The 245-nt window shown below is 46.5% G+C and carries 1 protein-coding gene; it reads left to right on the top strand.

Translation table 11 applies throughout. The features are described from left to right. A partial coding sequence (gene bcsG, locus FN960_RS24645; RefSeq protein WP_143850862.1) for a cellulose biosynthesis protein BcsG occupies nucleotides 1-245 on the top strand: 245 nt, incomplete at both ends.

Here is a 245-nt window from a genome sequence, read left to right as displayed (position 1 = left end):
GCAAATAACGACTGCTATCTGTTTGATAACCTTTCGAAACTGGGCTTTACCCAGCACCTGATGATGGGACATAACGGCCAGTTCGGCGGTTTTTTGAAAGAAGTTCGCGAAAATGGCGGCATGCAGAGCGAATTGATGGATCAAACAAATCTGCCGGTTATTTTGCTGGGCTTTGATGGTTCGCCGGTTTATGACGATACCGCTGTGCTTAACCGCTGGCTGGACGTTACCGAAAAAGATAAAAA

The organism is Alkalicoccobacillus porphyridii (genome assembly GCF_007293315.1).
Lineage (GTDB): Bacteria > Bacillota > Bacilli > Bacillales > Bacillaceae_D > Alkalicoccobacillus > Alkalicoccobacillus porphyridii.
The sequence above is the reverse complement of the archived record's forward strand: the minus strand, read 5'-3'. Positions and strand labels throughout refer to the sequence as shown.